Origin of the sequence: Pseudomonas sp. REST10 (genome assembly GCF_029542605.1) — a bacterium.
Taxonomy (GTDB): Bacteria; Pseudomonadota; Gammaproteobacteria; order Pseudomonadales; family Pseudomonadaceae; genus Aquipseudomonas; species Aquipseudomonas khazarica.
The window spans coordinates 470,284-486,144 of record NZ_CP035677.1 but is presented as its reverse complement, the minus strand read 5'-3'; the positions used below and the strand labels follow the sequence as shown (position 1 = coordinate 486,144).

The window sequence follows — 15,861 nt, the reverse complement described above, 5'->3', positions numbered from 1 at the left end:
AAAACTCTTATTAACTCCATACAGATTCCGCTCGATTCCGGCTGAATTGGATTTTCTGCGCGAATCTGTACTGGTCAAACCACACAGTCTGAGTTTTCCGGGTAACTGTCATGACGCTGTACATGAACCTGGCCCAACTGCTGGGCACACGCATCGAACAGGGCCTCTACCGCCCCGGTGACCGCCTGCCCTCGGTGCGCAGCCTGAGCCAGGAGCACGGCGTCAGCCTCAGCACGGTGCAGCAGGCCTACCGCCACCTGGAAGACATGGGCCTGGCCGCGCCACGGCCGAAGTCCGGTTATTTTGTGCCGCTGGAACGCCAGGTGCCGGCGCTGCCACAGATCATCCGGGCGGCGCAGCGGCCGGTGGAGGTCTCGCAGTGGGACCACGTGCTGGAGCTGATCAGCAGCTCCCCGCAGCACGACATCCTGCAGCTCGGTCGCGGCCGGCCCGACATCAGCAGCCCGACACTGAAACCGCTGCTGCGCAACCTGTCCCGCCAGGCCCGTCGCCAGGACCCGGACATCCTCACCTACGGCGGCATACGCGGTGACAACCGCCTGCGTGAGCAGGTCGCCCGGCTGATGCTCGACTCCGGCTGCCAGGTGGCGGCGGAGGACCTGGTGATCACCACCGGTTGCCATGAAGCGCTCTCGGCGGCGGTGCGCGCCATCTGCCAGCCCGGCGATATCGTCGCCGTCGACTCGCCGAGCTTCCACGGCGTGATGCAGGCCCTCAAGGGCTTCGGCATGAAGGCACTGGAGCTGCCCACCGACCCGCTGACCGGGATCAACCTGGAAGCCCTGGAAATGGCGCTCGAGCAGTGGCCGATCAAGGCCATCCAGCTCACGCCGAACTGCAACAACCCGCTCGGCTACATCATGCCCGAGGCCAACAAGCGCGCCCTGGTCGCCCTGGCGCAACGCTTCGACGTGGCCATCATCGAGGACGATGTCTACGCCGACCTCGCTTATAGTTATCCGCGCCCGCGCAGCATCAAGTCCTACGACGAGGACGGCCGCGTGCTGTTCTGCAGTTCCTTCTCCAAGACCCTGGCACCCGGCCTGCGGGTCGGCTGGATCGCCCCGGGACGCTACCTGGAGCAGGTGGTGCACATGAAGTACCTGGGCACCGGCAGCACCGCCCAGCTGCCACAGGTGGCCGTCGCCGAGTACCTGCGTGACGGTCACTACGAGCCCCACCTGCGGCGCATGCGCGCGCAGTATTTGCGCAGCCGCGACCTGATGGTGGATTGGGTCAGCCGCTATTTCCCGGCCGGCACGCGGGTCAGCCGCCCCCAGGGCAGCTTCATGCTCTGGGTAGAGATGCCGCAGGGCTTCGACAGCCAGAAGCTCAACCGCGCCCTGCTGCCACACAAGATCCAGATCGCGCCGGGCAGCATCTTTTCCGCAGCCGGCAAGTACCGCAACTGCATCCGCCTGAACTACGCCGAACCACCCAGCGAGGCCATCGAGGCGGCGGTGCGACAGATCGGCGCGACCATCAGCGAGTTGCTGAGCGAACTGAGCGACTGAGCCTTGACCTGCAAAAGGCCGGCGTGCGCCCGTTGCGTCTGCGTGCCCTGCTGCTGGCGGCGCGCTAGGAGTGCCCTTCCGCCGGCGCGGCCGACAAGCCCTCGTCGCGCCAGGCCAGGACGACGAAGACGGCTGCGCCGGTCGCCATCAGCAGGGGTAAGGCATGGCCGCTGATCCACTGGCTGACCGCGCCGGTGGTCAGCGGCCCGATCAGGCAGCCGATGCCCCACAGCTGCGCGACATGGGCGTTGGCCCGTACCAGTTCGTCATCACGGTAGCGCTCGCCGATCAGGATCAGCGACAGGGTGAACAGGCCGCCGGCGCTCGCGCCGAACGCCACCAGCAACGGCCAGATCAGCGCGGTATGCAGCAGGGCGGGAATCGCCAGGCTGGACACCAGCAGCACCAGGCCGCAGCAGCGGAACAGCAACTGCCGCGAAATGCGATCGGCCAGCCAGCCGATCGGCAACTGCAGCACCGCATCACCGACCACCACCACACTGACCATGAACAGGGCCACTTCCTGGGTGAAGCCCTGGCGCAGGCCGTAGACCGGCAGCAGGGTCAGCATCATCGCCTCGAACGCGGCGAACAGCATCACCGCCCAGGCGATCGCCGGCATCTTCCGGCAGAACACCGCCAGGCCGCGCCCCGAGGCGCTGTGTGCATCCACTCGCGGCGCCCCGCTGCGGCCCAGCAGGATCAGCGACCCGCCGATGAGCAGGCCGACGCCGGTCCAGAAGCCGCTATCGGTATCCGTGCCCAGGGCCGTGAGCAGCAGCGGGCCGCTGAGCTGGCTGAGGGCGTAGCCGGTGCCATACAGGGCCACCAGGCGCCCGCGCCACTTCTCCACGGCAAGCTGGTTGATCCAGCTCTCGCCCAGGATGAACACCACGGTCAGCGCCACGCCGATGAACAGGCGCAGCGCCACCCATACCGCGTAACTCTGCACCAGCGCCAGCAGGGCCACCGACAGCGCACCGAGCAGCAGGCACGCCTGCATCAGTGCGGTGGTGCCGAAGCGCGCCGCCAGGCGCCCGGCCAGCGAAGCACCGAGCAGAACGCCGACCGCCGGTGTCGCGGCCATCACGCCGATGGCGAAGGAATCGTAGCCCCAGCTCTCCAGGCGCAGCGAAACCAGAGGCATGGTCACGCCCAGTGCCAGACCGATGCTGATGACCGCCGAACAGACGGCGAAATAGGTGCCCCAACGCATGACTCACTTCCTTGGTTGCCGAGCCGTTGCAAAGACAACGGCCGGACTCCGCAGGGAGCCCGGCCGCAGGTTTCAGAGCGCGGTCGCCGGCCGTTTCGCTGAACGCCCGGCCCTCTCCCCCTTGCCCATGAACGGGAGAGGGGAGCCGATCACCGGGTCACGGAGTGAGCAGTGATCGCAGCGCATCGCCGAACGTAGGCAGCGCCGCCGACCATCTTCCGGGTCAACGTCGGAGAAGACGCCCCACTGGCCTTACAGCTTGATCCAGGTCGCTTTCAGTTCGGTGTACTTGTCGAACGCATGCAGCGACTTGTCACGGCCGTTGCCGGACTGCTTGAAGCCACCGAACGGTGCGGTCATGTCACCGCCATCGTACTGGTTGATCCACACGCTACCGGCACGCAGCGCCTTGCCGACCAGGTGGGCACGCGACAGGTTGCTGGTCCATACCGCGGCGGCCAGGCCGTAGATGGTGTCGTTGGCGATGGCCACCGCTTCTTCCTGGGTATCGAAACCGATCACCGACAGCACCGGGCCGAAGATTTCTTCCTTGGCGATGCGCATGGCGTTGCTCACGCCGTCGAAGATGGTCGGCTCGACGTAGGTACCGCCGGTCTCTTCCATCACCCGGCTACCGCCAGCCACCAGCTTGGCGCCGTCCTCGTGGCCGGCCTGGATGTAGGCCAGCACGTTGTTCATCTGCGTGGTGTCGACCAGCGCGCCGACATTGGTGGCCGGGTCCAGCGGGTTACCCGGTTTCCAGGCCTTGATCGCCTCGACCACCATGGGCACGAACTTGTCCTTGATGGCGTTCTCCACCAGCAGGCGCGAACCGGCGGTGCACACCTCGCCCTGGTTGAAGGCGATGGCGCTGGCGGCGGACTCGGCAGCGGCCTGCAGGTCCGGCGCGTCGGCGAAGACGATGTTCGGGCTCTTGCCGCCGGCTTCCAGCCAGACGCGCTTCATGTTCGACTCACCGGCGTAGATCATCAGTTGCTTGGCGATCTTGGTCGAGCCGGTGAACACCAGGGTGTCGACATCCATGTGCAGGGCCAGCGCCTTGCCAACGGTGTGACCGAAGCCCGGCAGCACGTTGAACACACCGGCCGGGATACCGGCCTCGATGGCCAGCTGGGCGATGCGGATACCGGTCAGCGGCGACTTCTCGGAGGGTTTGAGGATGATCGAGTTGCCGGTCGACAGCGCCGGGCCGAGCTTCCAGCAGGTCATCAGCAGCGGGAAGTTCCACGGCACGATGGCCGCAACCACACCGACCGGCTCGCGCGTCACCAGGCCCAGCTCGTCATGCGCGGTGGCGGCGACTTCGTCGTAGATCTTGTCGATGGCCTCGCCGCTCCAGCGGATGGCATTGGCCGCGCTGCTCACGTCGATGTTCAGCGAGTCGCTGATCGGCTTACCCATATCGAGGGTTTCCAGCAGCGCCAGCTCCTCGCCATGCGCCTCGATCAGTTCGGCGAAGCGGATCATCACCTTCTTGCGCTTGGCCGGCGCCAGGCGCGACCAGACCCCGGAGTCGAAGGTGGCACGGGCGTTCTTGACCGCCACCTCGGCGTCAGCCTGGTCACAGCTGGCCACCAGGCCGAGCAGGCGGCCATCGACCGGACTGATGCACTCGAAGGTGGCACCCGACTCCGCATCGCGGTACTCGCCCTGCACGAACGCGCGGGTTTCGATGGTCAGGTTCTGGGCACGCTGTTCCCAGTCGGCACGAGTCAGGCTAGTCATTCCGGCATCCTCATAAGGTGGAAGTGGCGCCTTGTTCAGGCGCGCACTGTCAATAATTCTGCAAGGCCAGTTCGCTGGCCAAATCCTGTTCGCCACACTAAACCACTGGGCTGGGGCTTTTCAATATTTTTGACAAAGTCGTGCAAAAAGCCTTGTCATGTTCGTTTTATTAAACATAGACTGCCGCCACGCTACTCCCGTCGCGGCCCCTCCAGGCCGTGCGCTCGTCGCCACCGATCACCATGGATACGCCAGATGAACATCGAGCAGATCGTCGACTTCGCCCAGGCCAACACCGCCCCCGAACACTATCGCCCAGCCCAGGAGAAAGTGCTCAAGGGCGACCCCGAGCAGAGCGTGCGCAACCACTACAGCAGCCCCTGCGGCCAGTTCAGCACCGGCATCTGGGAAGGCGCTGTCGGCCAGTGGACGGTGAGCTACACCGAGCACGAATACTGCGAGATCCTCCAGGGCGTTTCCGTACTGCGTGATGCCGATGGCAACGCCAAGACTGTACGCGCCGGCGACCGCTTCGTGATTCCTGCCGGCTTCTCCGGCACCTGGGAAGTCCTGGAAACCTGCCGCAAGGTCTATGTGATCTTCGAGCCCAGTTAAGCGCCCCGGTTCCTGTTGCTTGTCACCCTTTGGCCCGCCATGTGCGGGCCTTTTTCTGCCCACCGCACCGGCAAAAAAAGACCCGCACATGGCGGGTCTCAGGGGCGCCCGGCCCAGTAAGCCGCGGGCGCAGGTATGACAGACGCGGCTCAGGCCAGCTCGTCGAAGCACTCGGCGACGATGGCGATGCCCTTTTCCAGCTGCGCGTCAGGGATGGTGACGGGCATCAGGAAGCGGATGACGTTGTAGTAGGTGCCGCAGGACAGCAGGATCAGGCCCTTCTCGCGTGCACGGGCGACGATCTTGCCGACCAGCTCGGCCGCCGGCTTGTCGTGGTCACCGCCTTCGAACAGCTCGATGGCGACCATCGAACCGAGGCCACGCACGTCACCGATCACCTTGTGCTTGGCGGCGATGGCATTGAGGCCAGCCTTGAGCATCTCGCCCACGGCGTTGGAACGCTGCAGCAGGTTCTCTTCGTCGAAGACCTTGAGCACGGCCAGGGCCGCGGCGCAGGCAATGGGGCTGCCGGCATAGGTGCCGCCCAGGCCGCCGGGGGCGATCTTGTCCATGATCTCGGCCTTGCCGCACACGCCGGAGATCGGGAAACCGCCGCCAACGGACTTGGCGAAGGTGGTCAGGTCCGGGATCACGCCCAGTTGTTCGGTGGCGAAGAAGGTGCCGGTACGGCCTGCACCGGTCTGCACTTCGTCAGCGATCAGGAGGATGCCGTGCTGGTCGCACAGGGCACGCAGGCGCTGCATGAACGGCTTGGAGTTGACGTAGAAACCACCCTCGCCCTGGACCGGCTCGATGATGATCGCGGCAATGTCCTGCGGCTGCGCGTCGTTCTTGAAGATGCGCTCGATGCTGGCGATGGACTCGTCCTCGCTCACGCCATGCAGCGGGCACGGCGCCTGGGCGCGGTACACACCGGCGGGCATCAGGCCCATGCCGGCGGAGTACGGTACCACCTTGCCGGTCAGCGACAGGGTCATCATGGTGCGGCCGTGGTAGGCGCCGGTGAAGGCGATCACGCCGGCGCGGCCGGTGGCGGCACGGGCGATCTTCACCGCGTTCTCGACGGCTTCGGAGCCGGAGGTGACCAGCAGGGTCTTCTTGGCGAAGTCGCCCGGCACACGCTTGGCGATTTCTTCGCACAGTTCGATGTAGGGCTCGTACGCCAGCACCTGGAAGCAGGTGTGGCTCAGCTTGCCCAGCTGCTCCTGAACGGCGGCGATCACCTTCGGATGCAGGTGGCCGGTGTTCAGCACGGCGATACCGCCGGCGAAATCGATGTATTCGCGACCCTCGACGTCCCAGACGGTGGCGTTCTCGGCGCGCTCGGCGACGATCGGGTGGATCTGGCCGACACCGCGCGGTACGGCGGCTTGGCGGCGTTGCAACAGGGATTCGTTAGTCTTGCTCATGGTGTCCTCATGGCCGTCATCGGGCGGCTCGGTGAAAGGATGAATGCCCCCGGCGGGTGGTCGGCGCAGCATACGATGATCGACTGCGCCGGGCCGGCGGGGACGCAACAGGTTCTACTCGGTACAACCGGGGGCGCCGCGCGCTCTTTCGCACCTTGCCCCCATCTGGAAACCATCAGGTTTCCGAATCAGATGCCGCCCAGGCACATGTACTTGATCTCGAGGTAATCCTCGATTCCGTACTTGGAACCCTCACGGCCCAGGCCGGACGCCTTCACGCCGCCGAACGGCGCGACTTCGTTGGAGATCAGGCCGGTGTTGATCCCCACCATGCCGTACTCCAGCGCCTCGGCCACGCGGAACACGCGGCCCAGATCACGGGCGTAGAAATACGAGGCCAGGCCGAATTCGGTGTCGTTGGCCATGGCGATCACTTCGGCGTCGTCCTTGAAGCGGAACAGCGGCGCCAGCGGGCCGAAGGTCTCTTCCTTGGCCACGGCGGCGTTCTTCGGCACGTCGACCAGGATGGTCGGCTCGAAGAAGGTGCCACCGAGGGCATGCGGCTTGCCGCCCAGGGCCAGCTTGGCGCCCTTGGCCAGCGCGTCCTCGATGTGCTCCTGGACCTTGGCTACCGCTTTCTCGTCGATCAGCGGGCCGGTGGTGGTGCCATCTTCCAGGCCGTTGCCGATCTTCAGCTTGGCCACAGCGGCCTTGAGCTTGTCGGCAAAGGCGTCATACACGCCATCCTGCACGTAGATGCGGTTGGCGCACACGCAGGTCTGACCGTTGTTGCGGTACTTGGAGATCAGCGCGCCTTCCACGGCGGCATCCAGGTCGGCGTCGTCGAAGACGATGAACGGCGCGTTGCCGCCCAGCTCCAGCGATACCTTCTTGATGTCCTGGGCGCATTCGGCCATCAGCTGGCGACCGATTTCGGTCGAACCGGTGAAGGACAGCTTGCGCACGATCGGGTTGCCGGTCAGTTCGCCACCCACTTCACCGGCGCTGCCGGTGACCACGCTCAGCACGCCTTGCGGAATACCGGCGCGCTCGGCCAGCTCGACCAGGGCCAGGGCGGAGAACGGCGTCTGCGACGCCGGCTTGATGACCATGGTGCAACCGGCGGCCAGCGCCGGGCCGGCCTTGCGGGTGATCATCGCGGCCGGGAAGTTCCACGGGGTGATGGCGGCGGTGACACCGATCGGCTGCTTGATCACGATCAGGCGCTTGTCCGGCTGGTGACCCGGAATCACGTCACCGTAGACGCGCTTGGCTTCCTCGGCGAACCACTCGATGAAGGAGGCGGCGTAGGCGATCTCGCCCTTGGCCTCGGCCAGCGGCTTGCCCTGCTCCAGGGTCATCAGGCGGCCGAGGTCGTCCTGGTTCTCCATCAGCAACTCGAACCAGCGACGCAACTTGCCCGCACGTTCCTTGGCGGTCAGCGCGCGCCAGGCCGGCAGCGCCTTCTCGGCGGCCTCGATGGCGCGACGGGTTTCCGCGCGGCCCATCTTCGGTACGTGGCCGATGATCTCGCCGGTCGCCGGGTTGTTCACGGCGATGGTCTGGCCGCTGTCGGCATCCAGCCACTGGCCATCGATATAGGCCTGCTGGCGGAACAGTTGGGCGTCTTGCAGTTGCATGGCAGTCTCCTTCAGATGCCGACGCCAGGCGTCGGGGGTGGAGTCATTGAGCAGGGTCCACGCAACGTACAGCGCTACGTGGGCCGGGTAATGGATTCAGAGTGACGGATTGGCGAAGGGTTCGGAATAGCTGAACACTGCGTTTGAAATCTCAAACGAATCCTAGGATCGGCACGGGTAAAGGGCAATACCCGGAGGGGCTAAATCGACGAAAGAATGACAAAAAACTTGTAATAGGGGCCCTCGACAGGGCAAAAAGTGTAAAGCTCGTTTGAAATAACGAACACTCATGCACAATGGACGCTAACCGCCGACATGCGTATGATTGCGCCCCGCAACGCATCCGTAGCTCAGCTGGATAGAGTACTGCCCTCCGAAGGCAGGGGTCGTGGGTTCGAATCCCGCCGGATGCGCCAGATAATGAAAAGCCCCAGGTGAAAACCTGGGGCTTTTTCGTTTCCGCTCGGCGCGGCCAGGAGCCCCTCCGGGCGTCGCGACACAGGGGCTTGGCCGGCGCAATGAAGAATGCCGCACCCAGGGGTGCGGCATTCGTCGTTACAGCGCTCGAATCAGCTCAGGGCGTCGCGGCTGTGCACGCCGTCGACCAGGCGCTGGATGCCCAGCGGGTTGGCGTTCTGCAGCGCTTGCGGCAGGACGTCGTCCGGGTAGTTCTGGTAGCACACCGGACGCAGGAAGCGGTGGATCGCCAGGGTGCCGACGGACGTGCCACGGGCGTCGGAGGTCGCCGGGTACGGGCCGCCATGCACCATGGCATCACAGACTTCCACGCCGGTCGGGTAGCCGTTGAGCAGCACGCGGCCGGCTTTGACTTCCAGCAGCGGCAGCAGGTCGCGGAAGGCCTCGAGGTCGTCGCGTTCGGCAATCAGGGTCGCGGTCAGCTGGCCGTGCATGCTCTGCAGGGCGCGGGTCAGCTCGGCGCTGTCGGCGACTTCGACGACGATGGTGGTCGGGCCGAAGACTTCTTCCTGCAGCAGGTGGTCACCTTCCAGCAGCATGCTGACGTCGGCCTTGAACAATTGTGGCTGGGCCTGGTTGCCGGCCTGCTCGTTGCCTGCCAGGCGGCTGACCCGGGCATGCCCGTTGAGCTGCGCCACACCGTTGGCATAGCTGCGCAGGGTGCCGGCGTTGAGCATGGTCTGCGCCGGTTGTGCGCCGATGGCATCGGCCAGCCCGGCGACGAACTCGCTGAACTCGGCACTGCGAATGCCGATGACCAGACCCGGGTTGGTGCAGAACTGACCGCAACCCAGGACCACGGAACCGGCCAGTTCCTTGGCCACGGTGGCGCCGCGCGCCTTCAGTGCACCCGGCAGGACGATCACCGGGTTGACGCTGGACATCTCGGCGAACACCGGAATCGGCTGCGGACGGGCAGCGGCCATGTCGCACAGGGCACGACCGCCTTTCAGCGAACCGGTGAAGCCTACGGCCTGGATGGCCGGGTGCTTGACCAGGATCTCGCCGACGCCGCCGCCGAAGATCATGTTGAACACGCCCTTGGGCATGCCGGTCTTCTCGGCGGCGCGGATCAGCGCATCGGCCACGCACTCGGCGGTCGCCATGTGGCCGCTGTGCGCCTTGAACACCACCGGACAGCCGGCCGCCAGGGCGGACGCGGTATCGCCACCAGCGGTGGAGAAGGCCAGCGGGAAGTTGCTGGCACCGAAGACCGCGACCGGGCCGACGCCGATCTGGTACTGGCGCAGGTCCGGACGCGGCAGCGGCTGGCGCTCCGGCTGGGCGCGGTCGATGCGTGCACCATAGAAGTCGCCGCGACGCAGGACCTTGGCGAACAGGCGCATCTGGCCGCTTGTACGGCCACGCTCGCCCTGGATGCGGGCAGCCGGCAGCGCCGTCTCGCGGGTGACCAGCGCGACGAAGTCGTCGCCGAGGGCGTCGATCTCGTCGGCGATGGCCTCGAGGAACTCGGCGCGGCGCACGGCCGACAGGTTGCGATAGAGCGGATAGGCGGCGGCAGCGGCCTGGGCAGCGGCGTCGACTTCTTCCGGCGTGGCCTGGATGAAGGTGTAGGGCAGCGCTTCACCGCTGCTGGCGTCGAGGCTCTTGTGCTCCACGGTGCCCGCAGCACGGCGCTCACCGCCGATGTAATTGTGGCCAGTCAGACTCAGCATGGCGTTCTCCTGTCAGATGATGGCGAACGGGGCGCCATCAGGACACTGTATGAGCCCGGCGGCAATGCCGGGATTCGCAACCGTCTGCACAGTTGTAGGACGTATGATAAGTGATGACTTAGGTATTTGTCCTCCCCCGACAGTCTCGCGACTTTCCTGCAGGCGATCGGGCACGACAGCCTGCCCTGTGGCGGCGGTGAGGTCCGAAATATGGAGGGACGTCGCTGCAGCGCGACAGCGAGGGGCGCGCCGGCCCTCTGGCGGGCCGGCAGGTCTTGCAGCTGGTGCGCAGTCAGCGACTGAGCATGAAGGTCTCGAACTCCAGGTCTTCCAGCGCGTCATTGAGCCGGTACAGGCCCAGCAGCACGCACAGCAGCAGCGACAGGGTGAAGCCGTAGCCGAAGAAGGTCGGGCCGAGCATTTGGCTGAACAGGGTCAACGCACCGTTGGCCAGTACGAACAGCACGCACAGTTCGAGCACGATGGCGCGCTTGTCCAGATAGAAGAACACGTTGAGCAGGGCCATGAACACGACCTGGATGCTCACGCCGATCACGTCGATGTAGAACAGCGGCAGGTAGTAGTGGGAGATGCCCAGCCACGACAGCAGCTGCGGCGCCAGCAGGAACAGCAGCACCAGCGTCAGGCCCTGCACCTTGCAGATTTCCATCAGGCCCTGACGGATCGCCAGGATCATCTGCTCCTTCAGCCAGCCGATGTGCTGCAGGGTTTCCCCCCCCCGGATCGCGTCGTAGACACGCTCGTACCATTCGGCGAAGTCCGTCTCGATGCGCACCAGGAACACGGCCATGCCGGGGATGATCGACAGGTAGGCGAGGAAGATCGGCAGGTCGTAGAGAATCGAGGCGCGCAACGGGCCGATCACCGCTTCCGAGGTCGTCGGGTTGAACCAGAAGATGAACTTGTCGATCCAGATGCCCAGGTTGTAGCAGAGCCCGGTCAGCAGCAGGCTGATGAACACCTGGCGGCGCTTGAGAAAGTCGAAGGCGACCAGGCGCTCGGCCGGATACTCGCGGAGGATGTCGAAGAGGAAGATGAACAGCAGGCTGGAGTGGCCGATCAGCAGGCCCAGCAGCAGGCCGTCGATGTTCAGGAAGCGCAGCAGGTAGGCCGATGCCACCATCAGCGAATAGCCGAGGAACATCACCCCGAGGATGCGGTTGTACGCCTTCATCCCCGACAGGAAGATGATCACCAGCCACAGGTTGCACAGCACGACGAAGTTGGCCATCACCAGCAGGCGGTAGGAGAACGACTGCTCGAACAGCAGGCTCAGCACGACGATCGCCAGCAGCCCGGAGAACACCGTGACCAGCAGCAGGATGCCCACCAGGTTGGGCAGGATCATGTCCAGGCGGCGCTCGAACAGGCGATCGGAGACGAAACGGGTGAAGAACAGCTGCAGGCCGCCGGTCAGGATCAGCGACGTGGCCATCAGGTAGGTCACCGTGACCAGGAACTGGCCGATCAGCGTTTCCGGCAGCACCGCCCCCAGGCTCAGCACACCGATGAGCATCACGCTGATGATCGACAGCACCCAGGGGCCAGAGCTGATCAGGCCGGCATACAGGTAGGCGCGCATCGTCGAGGTGTAGGAGTCCTTGGAGAGGATCTTCCTCAGTTCAAAACCTATGCCGGCCATCTACGCGCTCTCCGTGCCTTCGCGGTACAGCTCGCGGTAACGGGCGAGCATCAGTTCTTCGGTGTAGTAGCGCCGCACACGTTCGAGGCCGACCGCCTGGGCGGCATGCCAGCGCTGCGGATCGCGTAGCAGGGAGAGGATCGCCCGCGAGGTGGCCTGGGGGTCGGCGATCGCCACCACCTCACCAGCCGTGCCGAGCTGGCGATCCTCCTCGCTGAAGCCCTCGACCAGCTCGCGACAGGAGCCGACGTCGCTGGTCACCACTGGCGTACCGGCCGCCCAGGCCTCCAGCACCACCAGCGGCTGCGCCTCGCTGATCGAGGTCAGGACCATCACGCCCAGCTGCGGGACGACCTCGCGCACCTGACGGAAACCGAGAAAGCGCACCTTGTCCTGCAGACCGAGACTCGCCACCAGACTATGGCATTCGGCGGCGTAGTCGGGGTCTTCCTCTTCCGGGCCGACGATCCAGCCCTCGGCCTCCGGAATGACACTGACCACGCCACGGATGGCGCGGATGAAGGTCTTGACGTCCTTGATCGGCACCACGCGCCCGACCAGCCCCGCCACCGCCGGTACGCCCTCGGGACGGCTGGCCAGCGCCTGGTCCCAGCTGTCGAGGTCGATGCCGTTGGGAATGACCCGGGTACGCTCGGCCGGCGCCCCATCGCTGACCTGGCGCAGGCGATTGCCTTCGTACAGGGCGATGATCGAATGCGCCGAGCGATAGGTGATCAGGCCGATGCGCTCGAAGAAGCGGATCCACAAGCGGCGGATGTAGCTGACTTCCGCATCCAGACCGGTGCTCAGGCGCTCGTCCGGGCTCTCGGCGATCCAGCCCGCCTGGGCCAGGTCGATCTTGCGCTCCTTGGTGTAGATGCCGTGCTCGCTGAGCAGGTAGTGGCAACCCCAGCGGCGCTGCAGCACGCTACCGAGCAGGCCGGCGTAGCCGGTCGAGATGGAGTGCAGCATACGCGCGCGCGGCAGGCTCCGGGACACCTCGGCGAGCATGAACAGCGGCGCCTGCATCGAGCGCAGCGTCCAGAAGTAGTTGACGAACGAGGGGTCGGCGCAGTGCTGGGTGTAGCCATCGACCATGGCATCCCAGCTGGCGCGGCTCTGCATGAACGCCTCGCGGCCGATGCGCCCCACCGCCAGGGTGTCGACGAAGGCATCGCCCTGCTCGCTGCCCGGTTCTTCCGGGTAATGCAGGAAGCGGTGCACGTCCATCATCAGCTCGGCGAGCTCCGGTGTCGCCCGCGAGCTGGTCGCGGGCATGGCGCTCCAGGCGTCCTCGAGGAAGTGTTCCTGGATGTGCACGACATTGCCCGGAATCGCATAGTGCCGCTTGCCGTAGGCCTCCTTCTGGCCGCCGATGAACAGCACCGAGAAGGTCAGCTCGGGCAGGCCCAGGATCAGCTGGTTGATCCAGCTGGAAACACCGCCGCGCACGTACGGCCAGGTACCCTCGAGCAGCAGGCAGATATCGACGTTCTGCACGTCGGGAACGGTGGTTTTCTCACTCATAGCCAGTATTTTGCCAATGCCGCGAAGGGGGGGCGTTGCAACATGTCAGCCGGCATGCTGGCCAGCATCTGCGGGATTTCGTCGTAGCGTTGCCGGCGGAAGGCGATCTCGGCCTGGTAGGGCGCCAGCTGCGCCGCGCCCGTGCCGGTCTGCGCCGCCTGCTCGAACTGGGACGAGGCTTCGTCCAGGTTGCCCAGTTCCATGGCGATACGCCCGGCCAGCAGATGCATCTCGCCACTCGGCTCGCCCTGCAGCGCCGTGCCGACATGGCTCCAGGCCTGCTGCAGCACGTGCTCGAGCACGCTGCCCTGGGCCAGGCCGACGTAGGCCAGCTCCCAGTACCAGCGCGCCAGCTGGCCATGCAGGGCGAACTTGCGCTCGGCCTTGGTCTTTTCCATGCTCGCCAGCGCCTGTTCGATGCGCTGGTTGATGCGGCTCTCGCGCTGGTCGAGCATCGAGTAGGCCAGCAGGCGCACGTCATCGGAGGGGTCGCGCAGGGCCAGCTTGAGAATCGGGATGGCTTCCTTGCTGCGCATGCGCCGCGTGGCGAAGATCGCCGTCAGGCGCTGGTCCGGGTCCGGCGCGTGGCGCAGCACGTCCTGCAGGCCGCCGTCGCTGAACATCAGTTCGCGCGTGCGCTCCCGTGGGCGGAACGGCAGCTCGGGCACCGCCGTCGCTTCCCAGGGCTGGACCTTGCGCTTGCGCGGCAGGTAGAGCGCGGGGAACAGCGCCAGGGCGACGCCGATCATGCCGATCAGCGGAATGAAGAACGACAGGCTGAAGATGAACAGCGGGCTCCACGGCAGCGGAAAACGATAACGGCGTGGCAGCAGCAGCCAGATGCCGGCGGTCAGCATGGCGCTGCCCAGGCCATGCGCAGAGGCATACAGCAACGCTGCCTGGTGTGCCGGCAGGTCGCTGACCGCACTGGCCCAGCTGCCCAGTTCGAGCAGCGCGGCGCCGCTAAACAGCCACTTGCTGATCATTCAGGGCACACTCGTTGAACAGGAAGTGCCGCAGCGCATCGCGCTCGTCGCCGCCTTCGAAGAGGAATCGATGGGTCTGCACACCCAGTGATTCCAGCTCGCGACCCTGGCCGAAGCGCTCGGCGAAGAGCTGCTTCAGACGCACCAGATAGCCCTTGGAGCCCTCGCCCGACGTCAGCGGCAGGAGGACCAGCACCAGGCGACTGTCGCGCCCGTTGATGACCTTCAGTTGCACATCCAGACCACGCTGGCTGCTCTCCAGCAGGCGCTGGACCTCCTCGCCGTTGTCCTCCGCCAGCTCGAAGGCGAAGAGGCTGGCCGGCAGGCCATGATCGCGCGCATCGCTGAGCGAGCGCTTGAGCAGCTGCGAATACTGCTGGGCGTCGGCATCCGGCAGCTGCAGGGCCTGTGCATCGCTCATCAGCAGGTCGGCGATGTGCCCGGCGAGAATGGCCAGCAGGCTGAAGCTGCGCTCATGGAACATGAAGAACGGCATCTGCTGAATGGCCAGCACGGCCAGGATGCGCTCCTCGGTGTCGATCAGCGGCACACAGGCCTGCAACATCGAATGGCGCCCGCCCTCTCCACGATCGAGCACGTCGGAACGCACGCTGACCAGTTCGCCACGCTCCAGGCACTGCTTCAGCAGGATGTCGTTGCCCTTGAGTTCGCCCATCTCCCCCAGCACGGCCAGCGGCTGCTGGGCGATACGCTGGTTGTCGATGACCCGGTACAGTCCCGCGACCCGCAGCGAGCCGTACTGGCCGAGCAGCGACAGCACCGAATCGGCCAGCGTCTTCAGCGCATCGTGATCCCCCGGCAGCGCACGCAGTTGCTGGCGCAGGCTGAGCAGCGAGCTGCGCAGGCTCTGGTCGTTGCCGGCCACCCGCTGCTCCAGACGATCGTGGGAAATGCGCAGGATGTGGTGGGAACGGGTGAACTCGTCGAGGCGCAGCTGGCGGTATTCGTTGGCCAGGCTCAGGCGCTCCAGACGACGTTCCCAGATGTCGCGAAATTCGCCGACCAGCATGCTGCACAGCAGCATGCCGACGATGAAGGAGGCTGGCGTATCCGCGTACAGCTCGTGCCCCGCGATGCGCAACACGAACAGCGCCGCGATCAGCAGCGCCGCACTGAACAGCCCCTGGAGGAATCCGTAGCGAACGCCGAGCAGTATCGGCACCAGGATCATCCAGGGGAACGACGCTGCCACGAGCAGCGGGTCCGCCGGCGACAGCCAGTAGCCGAAACCGAGGGCCAGGAGCGTCAGCAGGCAGCTTTCCCACCAGGAAACGCGGCCGCTGGCCCTTGGCGCTAGAGTGAAATCCTTGTGGGCAGACTGCATCGTGA

The 15,861-nt window shown here is 65.7% G+C and carries 11 protein-coding genes and 1 tRNA gene; 3 read left to right on the top strand and 9 right to left on the bottom strand.

Going from position 1 to position 15,861, the window contains the following annotated elements:
- Positions 1-110 precede the first annotated feature (110 nt).
- Positions 111-1,535 carry a PLP-dependent aminotransferase family protein gene (locus EWH21_RS02250; RefSeq protein ID WP_134677606.1) on the top strand — a complete coding sequence of 475 codons (1,425 nt, stop codon included), beginning with the start codon at positions 111-113 and terminating at the stop codon, positions 1,533-1,535.
- Between the two features lie 64 nt (positions 1,536-1,599).
- Here the strand turns inward: EWH21_RS02250 and EWH21_RS02245 are convergent, their stop codons facing one another.
- Complete coding sequence (locus EWH21_RS02245) at positions 1,600-2,751, bottom strand: MFS transporter (RefSeq protein WP_037052701.1); 1,152 nt, start codon at positions 2,749-2,751, stop codon at positions 1,600-1,602.
- 252 nt (positions 2,752-3,003) lie between these two features.
- Positions 3,004-4,497, bottom strand: a complete 1,494-nt coding sequence (locus EWH21_RS02240; RefSeq protein WP_037052700.1) for an aldehyde dehydrogenase — start codon at positions 4,495-4,497, stop codon at positions 3,004-3,006.
- Positions 4,498-4,752: 255 nt separating this feature from the next.
- Between EWH21_RS02240 and EWH21_RS02235 the strand changes: the two genes are divergently transcribed.
- Positions 4,753-5,112, top strand: a complete 360-nt coding sequence (locus EWH21_RS02235) for a cupin domain-containing protein (RefSeq protein WP_037052698.1) — start codon at positions 4,753-4,755, stop codon at positions 5,110-5,112.
- Between the two features lie 149 nt (positions 5,113-5,261).
- Here EWH21_RS02235 and gabT read toward each other — a convergent pair whose 3' ends face one another.
- The gene (gene gabT, locus EWH21_RS02230) at positions 5,262-6,542 is read right to left on the bottom strand and encodes a 4-aminobutyrate--2-oxoglutarate transaminase (RefSeq protein ID WP_037052697.1); all 1,281 of its coding nucleotides are present in this window, start codon (positions 6,540-6,542) and stop codon (positions 5,262-5,264) included.
- Positions 6,543-6,730: 188 nt separating this feature from the next.
- Complete coding sequence (gene gabD, locus EWH21_RS02225; protein WP_037052695.1) at positions 6,731-8,182, bottom strand: NADP-dependent succinate-semialdehyde dehydrogenase; 1,452 nt, start codon at positions 8,180-8,182, stop codon at positions 6,731-6,733.
- A 339-nt stretch (positions 8,183-8,521) separates the two neighbouring features.
- Here gabD and EWH21_RS02220 point away from each other — a divergent pair.
- A tRNA-Arg gene (locus EWH21_RS02220) sits at positions 8,522-8,598 on the top strand.
- 153 nt (positions 8,599-8,751) lie between these two features.
- Here EWH21_RS02220 and EWH21_RS02215 read toward each other — a convergent pair.
- From EWH21_RS02215 to EWH21_RS02195, 5 genes are all read right to left on the bottom strand, one after another.
- Complete coding sequence (locus EWH21_RS02215) at positions 8,752-10,335, bottom strand: aldehyde dehydrogenase (NADP(+)) (RefSeq protein ID WP_277699688.1); 1,584 nt, start codon at positions 10,333-10,335, stop codon at positions 8,752-8,754.
- Between the two features lie 292 nt (positions 10,336-10,627).
- Positions 10,628-11,998 carry an exopolysaccharide Pel transporter PelG gene (pelG, locus tag EWH21_RS02210; RefSeq protein WP_047587640.1) on the bottom strand — a complete coding sequence of 457 codons (1,371 nt, stop codon included), beginning with the start codon at positions 11,996-11,998 and terminating at the stop codon, positions 10,628-10,630.
- On the bottom strand, positions 11,999-13,525 hold the full coding sequence (pelF, locus tag EWH21_RS02205; RefSeq protein ID WP_277699687.1) for a GT4 family glycosyltransferase PelF: 1,527 nt from the start codon (positions 13,523-13,525) through the stop codon (positions 11,999-12,001).
- Entirely contained in the window at positions 13,522-14,511 is a 990-nt protein-coding gene (locus EWH21_RS02200; protein WP_277699686.1) for a HEAT repeat domain-containing protein, read from the bottom strand. Before EWH21_RS02200 ends, pelF begins: the two co-directional genes overlap by 4 nt.
- On the bottom strand, positions 14,489-15,856 hold the full coding sequence (locus tag EWH21_RS02195) for a PelD GGDEF domain-containing protein (RefSeq protein ID WP_277699685.1): 1,368 nt from the start codon (positions 15,854-15,856) through the stop codon (positions 14,489-14,491). Before EWH21_RS02195 ends, EWH21_RS02200 begins: the two co-directional genes overlap by 23 nt.
- Positions 15,857-15,861 lie beyond the last annotated feature (5 nt).

What these genes read in the sequence shown, in the direction of transcription:
- EWH21_RS02240 (WP_037052700.1), bottom strand. Translation starts at nt 4,497, where the DNA reads ATGACTAGCCTGACTCGTGCCGACTGGGAACAGCGTGCCCAGAACCTG.
- EWH21_RS02250 (WP_134677606.1), top strand. Translation starts at nt 111, where the DNA reads ATGACGCTGTACATGAACCTGGCCCAACTGCTGGGCACACGCATCGAA.
- gabT (WP_037052697.1), bottom strand. Translation starts at nt 6,542, where the DNA reads ATGAGCAAGACTAACGAATCCCTGTTGCAACGCCGCCAAGCCGCCGTA.
- EWH21_RS02200 (WP_277699686.1), bottom strand. Translation starts at nt 14,511, where the DNA reads ATGATCAGCAAGTGGCTGTTTAGCGGCGCCGCGCTGCTCGAACTGGGC.
- gabD (WP_037052695.1), bottom strand. Translation starts at nt 8,182, where the DNA reads ATGCAACTGCAAGACGCCCAACTGTTCCGCCAGCAGGCCTATATCGAT.
- EWH21_RS02195 (WP_277699685.1), bottom strand. Translation starts at nt 15,856, where the DNA reads ATGCAGTCTGCCCACAAGGATTTCACTCTAGCGCCAAGGGCCAGCGGC.
- EWH21_RS02215 (WP_277699688.1), bottom strand. Translation starts at nt 10,335, where the DNA reads ATGCTGAGTCTGACTGGCCACAATTACATCGGCGGTGAGCGCCGTGCT.
- pelF (WP_277699687.1), bottom strand. Translation starts at nt 13,525, where the DNA reads ATGAGTGAGAAAACCACCGTTCCCGACGTGCAGAACGTCGATATCTGC.
- pelG (WP_047587640.1), bottom strand. Translation starts at nt 11,998, where the DNA reads ATGGCCGGCATAGGTTTTGAACTGAGGAAGATCCTCTCCAAGGACTCC.
- EWH21_RS02235 (WP_037052698.1), top strand. Translation starts at nt 4,753, where the DNA reads ATGAACATCGAGCAGATCGTCGACTTCGCCCAGGCCAACACCGCCCCC.
- EWH21_RS02245 (WP_037052701.1), bottom strand. Translation starts at nt 2,751, where the DNA reads ATGCGTTGGGGCACCTATTTCGCCGTCTGTTCGGCGGTCATCAGCATC.